The sequence below is a fragment of the Furfurilactobacillus siliginis genome, assembly GCF_001437435.1.
Classification (GTDB): domain Bacteria; phylum Bacillota; class Bacilli; order Lactobacillales; family Lactobacillaceae; genus Furfurilactobacillus; species Furfurilactobacillus siliginis.
On record NZ_JQCB01000025.1, the window covers coordinates 1 to 9,147 of the forward strand.

A 9,147-nucleotide genomic window follows, 5' to 3' on the forward strand; every position below is an offset into this window, starting at 1 on the left:
TTGAAAAACTGTATAGTTACGCCGGCCAGCTTTAAAGTTGTTGAGTAAGGTATCTTGCACCTCTTTGAGAACGTTTGAATCTTTGATGGGTAAGACAACTTGTTGCATAGTTTTAGCTCCTTAAAAAATTGATTTTTAGTACAAATTAAAGTACAATATTAAGTACAATGAAAGGGTGGTAAATATGACATTAGCACTAACACAGAGCGATTTTCGCGCTAACCTTAAAAAATATTTAGATCAAGTTAATGACGAAGATGAAACCGTTTATATTGCTCGTTCAAATAGTCGCGCAGTAGCCATCGTTTCACAAGAAAAAATGGACTGGCTAGAAAGAGCATTAAAAGCGAAAGAAGGTTCGTTAGAATATGCAATTGCACGTGATCAGTTAATTAAACGCCATGTTTTACCTGACGATGAAATTGTTGAATCAGATGATGATTATTGGGGCCAGTTTAAATAATGAAAAAACTAAGATTTAAACCACGTGTAACCTTTAATGCTGATCTAAAACGGTTAGCCAGTTTAGACAAATCTATTATTGATGAAGTTCGAGCAGCCATTGACCTGTTGCTTGAGCAACAACAATTACCACCAGAATTTGAAGATCATGAGCTTAATCGACGAATGAGCGGGTATAATGAATTTCACTTACGAGATACCCCGAAAAACAAAACACCAAGCGAAACTAACGATGTCTTGGTGGTTTATACGATTGATACAGATGAACTAGTCTTAATTGGAATTCGAGTCGGATCGCATGATCGTTTATTTCCTGGTCAAAATCGTTCTAAAAGGTATCGAAAAAATGACGAATAAAGGAAGTTATTTTTAGTATATAAAAATAAATGGCCCCTAATATCTTGATTATAGATGTTGGGGGCCTCTTTAACAACGGTCAGCTTTGAAATTATTGAGTAAAGTATCTTGAACCTCTTTAAGAACGTTCGAATCTTTGATTGGTAAGACAACTTGTTGCATAAAATAACCTCCAGTAATAGCATTTGATTTATGTATCTACGTAGGATATACTTAGCTTGAAATAATAATTTAGGAGGGGAAACTATGGAACTAATTAAAGAACAAACACGCTTAGCAAAGTGGGGAAACTCGAAAGCTGCTAGAATTCCTAGCCAGATTATTAAACAATTGAAATTAGATGATAACCAAGATATGACAATAACAATTGAAAATGGATCAATTGTTTTAACACCAATAAAAAAGAACCCAACCAATATTCACGAACTATTTAAGGACTGGCAAGATGACGGAAAACGTGATCACGAGCTTGATTGGGGAAAGTCAGAAGGTAATGAACTTCAATGGTAAGTCAGGGCGATATATTTTATGTTAACTTTAATCCAAGTCGTGGTCATGAACAGATGAATAGGCGGCCGGCCATTGCTCTAAGTAATGATCTAGTCTGTCAAACAAGTAACATGACGATTGTGGCTCCAATTAGCAGTACCGAGCGTAATTTTCCTATGTATCATCGGCTAAATAGTAGTCAAACAATACATGGGAAAGTATTATTAGATCAAACAATAGCCTTAGATTTGCGGGCAAGACATGTCACTGATGAAGCCATTGTCGATCATGTATCGCGTGAAGAACTAGAAGAAATAATCACTTTGTACAAATTATTGTTTAGTATTGATGACGAATAAAAGAAGTCATTCTTATAGTATAAAGATAAATAGCCCCCAATATCTATAATGTAGATATTGGGGGCTATTCTTTCAATGTTTTTGAGGGGTTATTTGTAAGTTATGGACCCTTATATTAATGAATCTATCCAAAAATACCCATATAACTATAATTAAATAGTTACATGGGTATTTTATCGACGTCATTAACCAATTGATTAACGGCGAGTGCTCGTTAGGAGCCTTATTTAGTATATATATATAGTATATATATCAAATATCATTACGTCAAATTTTTTAATGCTCTGTAGCTGGGAGCATCTATCGCCTTTAGAATACGTTTATTATATATTTCACCTTGTTTCATATTTTTCATGTTGTGGTAAAACATTTTTTTGAATTGTTTTACCACTGTTTTTGTTGAATCAAAATGATGCAAAATTTTTAAGGAATCATAGAGGTATATTTTTGATGCATATGAAACACGTCGATTAGCACCAGTTGTTCCTCTTGACTTGGGATTCAATTCAAATCGATTTACAAAATCATTAGTAAATTTAATATAAGCAGGTGTTTGAAATCTTAATAAGAGGTTACCATGAGCAATATGATTCCTTAATTCTTTTAAAACATCCAAGACATTTAAAAATATTATTCTATCGTTGGCTGTTAATCCAAAATCATTTAAAACATTACTCATTTCATCATCTTTTATATAATGACACAAATAGATTAGCGAACCAAACGGCAAAGTTTCAATGGCTACCCACAAAGGAACTGCCACCTGAGAGTCATACTGATAAGTCATAATATTGTTAGGAGCGGTATATTGAATATCTCTGTAGAAAGATTGATTAATATGATCGTTTTTTTGAACAAGATTTGTTAGGAACCATGGTTGAAAAAATAAAAATTTATTTCTGGATTCGGTTGCCTTGAAAGTTTGTATAATTTTTGCATATTGTTCTGAATTAAGTGGGTATCCATCAAATTCAGCATCATCTCGATAATTATTTTTGTTAGTATATTGCATTGTATCATTGATATTCATGCAATACGACTGACTAAAATGATAAGATATAGAGCTCTTTAAACGTTCTTCAAAATCATCTAGGGCTCTCGATATTTCAGTTGCTATTTTTTCACTATCATAGTACAAACGCTCAAAATCAAAAATGGATACTTTATTAAATTTTTTAGGATGAACTGTAGTAAGAAATATATTTTCCAGGCCATTGACTACTTGAAAATAGTTTAAATTGGTCAATAATTGTAGTGCTTTTTTATTATCTGGGATATTGAGTAATCTACAATCTAGATTATCAATTAAATTTTGTCTGCTTTTAGATGGCTTTATGCCCATTGCAATGAACCTCCTTCATTTAGTCTGTAAATATTTCTATTTTCTTTCTTATTTGTCGTGAGTCACCTGACACGTAGAACCTGACACCATATAACTTAACTTTTTCATTTTCACCTATAACATCCACACTATCAGGAGAAATACTCGTTAGCAAGTTCTCTTTCCACTGATCTTGATCAAGTAATTGAGTACCTTTAGGTTCAATATAAATCTGATAAATGTAAGATTCATTAGCTAAATACAAGACAAAGTCCGGCAAGAAACCAGCATAGTGAGACACATTATTGGCAAATTCGTGTAATTTCAGCTTAGTATTACGCTCATCACTACGAATGAGGTAAACATCTTTATACTTGTTTTGCAGTTCTTCAACATAGCCTTGGATCAGTTCAATTAAGCTACGTTCTAATTTGTCGACGATGGCTTCGTTATAGACAAACCACGGTGCCTTTTTATAGTCATAAGTTTGAATTAACTCATGAATACTAGCATTAGAATAGTTAACGGGAATACGCTTTTGATAGTCCTGAACGACTTCCTTAATTGGCAACCCAATAAATTTATTAGTCCCACGTTGACGCTTGTAGTTCATGATTAACATGCGTTGAATATACGCTAGATATTTTTCAACGACTAATAGCTGCGTTTCTCGACTAAGCACTGTATCTGCACCAGTTGATACCGTCGCTTGGATTTCTTTTAGCTGTCCTAGCCACTGCGCATCATACATAAACTCAGATATAGAATTTAGCGTCGGCATATATTTTTTCATGGTATTGAATCTGAAGAAAGGATTCCGTGCCATTGATTTTTTAACGAGTGCCTCATCAATCTTTACCAGCCGTGTCTCATTCATACCTGCAACATTTTGTGTATCAAAGGCCGTTGCTTCTAGGGTTGCTGTCTCGATGTTAACGGTAGGTAATTCTGCAACAGGGACCCCATATTTTGTCAAACCATTGTATTCACTTTCAGGAACATCTTCAACGTCATTGTAATACAACTTGCCATATTGATAGACATTAGATTTTTTAAATGACTTTTTAACCGTCGTGGTTAAAATATCAAAGTCCTTATCATCTTCAACTTGTAGCTGCATTGCTTCAAAGGACTTCGTCAGATTATCAATATATTTTTTATCGTTAATCGTGTGATAGTGTAAGGACTCTAATATCTGTAATTCTGGCGTACTATGGTCAAATCGTCGCGTGAAAGATGTTGCATCCTCATAGACGAAGGGATTGTATCGCGCACCACGACCAATTAATTGCGCTTCACTATTAGTTTGTGTTGACGTAATAGGTTGCTCACCAATTCGGACAATATCATACAAATTTAAAACATCCCAACCTTCAGAAAGCTTGACGACGGAAAAAATAGCTCTAAAGGGATTACTTGGTTCCTCTAAAGTATTCAAATTACGGAAATTATTTAAGTCCCCTAAAATCCCATCGCTACTCGTATCATTAACCCTAATTGTATTCAATAGTTGAAAATCACGTTGCAATTCACGTACCAAGCTCCCCATATCAACTGTTTGATAATAAGTATAGGCTTGGCGCAAAGTAGACGATTGCGTGGTTTGTAGTTGCTTTGCAATAAATTGCGCCAGATCTTCAGCAGTTAGCCGATCCATCATCGTCAAAAATTGACCACGAGCCGCTTTTGAAACATCTTTTCTATTGGATTTAAATAAAATAACCGGCTTAAAATCTTTCACACCCGCCTGAATCGCCATCCGCTTACGATATTGTGATAACAATACCGCGTTTAGCATCTTTTCGTTATCATCAGCATTGGCTTGCAAACGAGCAATTTTTTTTGAATATCCTGCATTTTGGAACTCTTTTAAGTCATATTGAAAAATGATTTTATCACGATATTTTTCGTAAATAAACTCGTTATTCAAATCGATCGTGGCTGTAAATTCTAACTGACGATTTGCTTTATTAGCTTGTCGAATACGGTCTAAGACATACTCCCAAGCTTTATTTTTTTGATCTGATTTGCTCTTAGTTCCAGCAGAAAAATGATGCGCTTCATCAGCTAGAATAATCAACTTCTGTTTCTCTAAATCACCATAAGTTAAGCCATTTTCTCGTGGTGTATTTAACTCATTCGCTAAAGTTTGGATAGTTGTTAGCCGTAAGTAAATCACGCCTGGTTCACTATTTGTTGGAAAGCGGGTTACTTCTCGCAATTCAATCGTCTCGCCATCAATACTTAGTGGTTGTGAAAAGAGATACTTTGGTGATTGAACATTCAGCATGTTTTCACGCGTTTTGGCAATTACCGCGTTAGTATTAACGATAAAAAGAAAATTTTGATAGCCAAATTCATGATAAAAATACAATATATCGGCTGCCATCACATCAGTTTTTCCAGAACCAGTGGCCATATGGAATAACAATTGATTGAAGCGACTGGCAACATGGTCATCTTTTTGCGTGTAATTCAGATTGTATAGTGATTGCTTTTGATAATCACGTAGCTGATGTTTGAGGTTGTGTTTAATGTAGTCCGGATAAACAAAAGAATGTCTGGGTTCATCGTTTTTTAAAAAATCACTCGTATAGTCTTTAATTTCATGAACAATGGGTAAGACAAGTTCTCGTGCTTTCTTTTTTGCCATTACAGATCACGCTCCCCATAAAAGCTCTTATTAAAGGCAATATCACTCTCAGACATCAGCTCTTGTACATCACGATCTTCCATATCACTGTAAGCATAATACAACTGATTCTTATCAATGGCCTTGACCATCAGCTGCTTTTTATCGGCCAATGACATCGCTTGATATTCAGGATCTTGCATGACTTTTTCGACATCAACGCGGAAATCAAAATCAGCGCCACCTTCAATCATGCGATGAACAACATCTTCTAATTGCTTCGTCGTTTCTGCATGTTGGACATCTTTGAGATAGCCTTGATTCTTTTCCATCAATTCAGCATAGACAAATGAGCCACCGCCTTGCCAATTAACATCTTTAGATATCCCACCTTGTTCACCAGCAATCACCTTTTTGAGACGCTCAACCGAAACTGTTTTAATATAATCCATCTGTTCAATCCCAATAAAGCGACGATTCATCTTCATTGCAACGGCTTGTGTTGTCGCAGATCCCATGAAGAAGTCAAGTACTAAATCATTTTCGTTTGTAGATATTTCCAAAATTCTTTTAATGAGTTGCTCAGGTTTTGGATTAGTAAAAACATTTTCAGAAAATAATTCAACTTGATGTTGTGTTGCTTTGGTATTAGTTCCAGCATCATCCCAAATAATCGAATTATTATCTCGCCAGATAGTACTTGCTGTTTTCCCCTTACCAGCCTCTGCGACCTCACTATAATAAGCTTTTAGGGAGGGCTTAGCATTACCATCTTTCCCAAAATATATTTTATTTTCTGATAATAATTTTTCATACGTACTTTTCTCGGTGCGCCAATGTCTACCATTTGCTGGCAAAACATGTCTACCTGATGGAGTTATAATTTCATATTGTAAATTAGCACGGAAATTTGGCGCATCAAATGGCTCTAATCTATACTTCCCTCTTCCATCCTCATCATCATTTTTAAACGTATCTATATCCAACGCCAATCTAAAATCATTTTTCCTTATTTGAGATAAATTTTTTGCATAAACTAGAACATGGTTTGTATTTATTGAGATTAATGCATCAGATGAAATTGATTTTCTTGATTCCCAAGTCACATCGGCTATAAAATTTTGTGAATTAAAAATACTATCCATCAAAATTTTAATATAATGGGCTCCTTCATCAGACATTGTTAAAAACAATGTTCCATTTTCTGCTAAAAGTTCATGAGCAATTTTAATTCTATTTTGAACAAAAGTGAGCCAACCAGATAGTTTAAAATTCGAATTATAAGTATAGGTGTCTGCTGGTTTTGTCGTCTCAAAAAAATATGGTGGATCAATGAAAATACTCTTCACAGTGCCTGCATATCTGTTTTTCAAACTATGCAAAGCTATCAGGTTGTTCCCCTTAATGATTAAATTGTCATTATCAAAATTATCAGTTGATACACCATTTAAATTTTCTTGATCATACTTAGTAGCATTTACAAATATTTTAGGTTCTAATAATTGATCAATTTCAGCTTTAGCAATCGTTTCATGCAAAAAGGGTTCGTCAGCATCTTTTTGATCTTCTTTCGTCATACCAGCTTTTAAAACGGTATCTTTGAAGGGAAAATCTAACACAACATCAGCAGTCTCATCAATAAACTTACCGCCAGCAGTAAGGCCAATTTTATTTTCAAATTTTGTGTAGCTATCTTGCCAGTATTCTTTATACGTAAACATTTCAATAAATTGGTTTAACTTAAAAATCTCTACACTTTTATCATCTATAACAACTGACTCAGTATAGGTATCATGAATTAGTTGATTGGCTAGTAATGCCTTCATCAACATAGGTGTATAAGCATCGAGGTCTTCTATTACTTTGTTGCGCTTTAGAGTGCCTTTATCTGAAAAGTATGTGTTACCAAATTCCTTCAAAATAGACTTTGTTGTCTCCATAATTTTTGAATCAATCATTTTTTTGCCCTCGTTTTTTTAAATTGCCACCACTTTTTTTTATTTGGCTTTTGTGGCGATCCTTTTATATAGTCTGTTGTTTCTTTTGGAGAAGAATTCTCTTTTTTTATATCTTGTGGCGGCATATTTAATGCTTTTAAATCTTTGATCTCTGCCTTATATTCTTCTAAAATTTTTTTATCCTGTAATGCTAACCGTTGTTGCTGATCTAGAAGATTTTGTGTTTGTTTTTGAACTTCTAATAAAATTTTTATCTGTTCATCTTTTTCTTTTATGGAATCTATCACATTTAAGTAAACATCATAATCGACAAGTCTATTTGTCGATTCACTTGTCGATGACTTGTCATTATCAAAACCCATCAAATCCTTTATATTTTTGACATCTTGGGCGTTTAAAACGTATCTATTGCCTTCCTTATTTGGTGTTTTGCTTGCCGATAATTTGGCGATAATTTGTTGAATTCTTTGCTTTGAAACGCCCAATTCATCAGCAAGTTCTCTAATTGTTTTAGGCATTATTTCCAAACCCCTTTCGGAGTTCAGCAAGTGCTTCTTGTCTTGCTTGATCTCTTATTTTTTTGTCGTGCTCGGCCTGTTTATCAGCCAATGCTTGTTTTTCAGTGGATCCTAGTGGTAATCCTTTAACTTTATCAGTAGCGCGCCATTTTTCCTGCTCTGTTAATTCACCATTATGCTGAATGTTAAAGAGTTTTTGACGTTCATCTTGAAATTGACCTTGTGAGAAGTCATTAGCGTCTTTCTCTTCAGGCTTCCAAGTAAACGAATAGCCAATAACTGGTTTCCCACGCCCTTTACCATATTTTTTTCTAACCGTTAACCCTCTAAACAAAGGAGCTAATTCTTCTTTAATGGGTTTTATAACAAATTTATCGACGTTAGAGGGACTATTCCAGTAACTTTTGGGCATATCTAGTAATTCAAAAAAGTCTTCTTTAGAAAAATAAGCATATCCAGTGGTTCTGAACTGTTTTAGTAACCGAAACATTGTTTTTGCGTAACTACTTTTTAAATCTCTAAACTCTGCCAACGCATAACGAACCCAACTTTCAAGCTTGTTTAAAAGGGGTAAAGCACGTTCATAAACTTTTACGTCTACATAAGGTTCTTCTGCATCTCCATCAATTTTAAATTCTGTAAACAAAACAAAAAACTCTCGAGTTAATCCACTTTTACTTCGTCTACCAAAATGTAATCCCATCATTTTTTCATAAGTTCTCTGAATGTCATCTTCAAAACGGTTATTTGCGGTAGGTTTATAAGCACTTAACTCTTTTAATTGATCAAAAGTAAAACGAATGGTCTGATTACTCTTATCACGCATACGAGAAATAATCGAAAAAAATAAATTCATTTCAACTGGAGTAAATTTTCGAAGTGGAATGGTATTTAACTCTGGATCATACTTAATAATTTCATTTCCCATGCTGTACCTCCTAATGATTACAAATTGATTTTAGATTATATTTATCAAGTAGTCAACTTTATATTTCTACTTGATAAACAGACAAAACCTACTTGATAAACAGACAAAACCTACTTGATAAAC

At 34.2% G+C, this 9,147-nt stretch carries 9 protein-coding genes and 1 pseudogene; 4 read left to right on the plus strand and 6 right to left on the minus strand.

The genetic code is table 11. The annotated features are described in order from the left end of the window. Positions 1-108, minus strand: a pseudogene (locus tag IV55_RS10705) (site-specific integrase); the annotation flags it as partial. A gap of 76 nt (positions 109-184) precedes the next feature. Here IV55_RS10705 and IV55_RS09850 point away from each other — a divergent pair. The 4 genes from IV55_RS09850 (at position 185) to IV55_RS09865 (ending at position 1,667) form a co-directional block, all read left to right on the plus strand. Then, positions 185-463, plus strand: a complete 279-nt coding sequence (locus IV55_RS09850) for a type II toxin-antitoxin system Phd/YefM family antitoxin (protein ID WP_003586674.1) — start codon at positions 185-187, stop codon at positions 461-463. After that, positions 463-819, plus strand: coding sequence for a type II toxin-antitoxin system YafQ family toxin (locus tag IV55_RS09855; protein ID WP_057811739.1), 357 nt, complete (start codon positions 463-465; stop codon positions 817-819). The genes IV55_RS09850 and IV55_RS09855 overlap by 1 nt, the downstream gene beginning before the upstream one ends. 246 nt (positions 820-1,065) lie before the next feature. After that, positions 1,066-1,329, plus strand: a complete 264-nt coding sequence (locus IV55_RS09860) for an AbrB/MazE/SpoVT family DNA-binding domain-containing protein (RefSeq protein ID WP_001748109.1) — start codon at positions 1,066-1,068, stop codon at positions 1,327-1,329. Further along, the gene (locus IV55_RS09865; RefSeq protein WP_010620845.1) at positions 1,323-1,667 is read left to right on the plus strand and encodes a type II toxin-antitoxin system PemK/MazF family toxin; all 345 of its coding nucleotides are present in this window, start codon (positions 1,323-1,325) and stop codon (positions 1,665-1,667) included. The genes IV55_RS09860 and IV55_RS09865 overlap by 7 nt, the downstream gene beginning before the upstream one ends. A 262-nt stretch (positions 1,668-1,929) precedes the next feature. On the opposite strand, the gene IV55_RS09870 is transcribed toward IV55_RS09865, so the two are convergent. From IV55_RS09870 to IV55_RS09890, 5 genes are read right to left on the minus strand one after another with little or no spacing between them, the layout of a single operon-like run. Continuing rightward, positions 1,930-3,009 carry an Abi family protein gene (locus tag IV55_RS09870; protein WP_057811740.1) on the minus strand — a complete coding sequence of 360 codons (1,080 nt, stop codon included), beginning with the start codon at positions 3,007-3,009 and terminating at the stop codon, positions 1,930-1,932. Between the two features lie 19 nt (positions 3,010-3,028). Then, positions 3,029-5,641: a DEAD/DEAH box helicase family protein gene (locus IV55_RS09875; protein ID WP_057811741.1), complete on the minus strand. Its 2,613-nt coding sequence runs from the start codon at positions 5,639-5,641 to the stop codon at positions 3,029-3,031. Further along, a complete protein-coding gene (locus IV55_RS09880; protein ID WP_057811742.1) occupies positions 5,641-7,578 on the minus strand; it encodes a site-specific DNA-methyltransferase in 1,938 nt (645 codons plus the stop codon). The genes IV55_RS09875 and IV55_RS09880 overlap by 1 nt, the downstream gene beginning before the upstream one ends. Further along, the gene (locus tag IV55_RS09885; protein WP_057811743.1) at positions 7,575-8,096 is read right to left on the minus strand and encodes a helix-turn-helix domain-containing protein; all 522 of its coding nucleotides are present in this window, start codon (positions 8,094-8,096) and stop codon (positions 7,575-7,577) included. Before IV55_RS09885 ends, IV55_RS09880 begins: the two co-directional genes overlap by 4 nt. Beyond that, positions 8,089-9,024 (minus strand): replication initiation protein, encoded by a 936-nt coding sequence (locus IV55_RS09890; RefSeq protein WP_057811744.1) that lies wholly within the window; start codon positions 9,022-9,024, stop codon positions 8,089-8,091. The genes IV55_RS09885 and IV55_RS09890 overlap by 8 nt, the downstream gene beginning before the upstream one ends. Positions 9,025-9,147 lie beyond the last annotated feature (123 nt).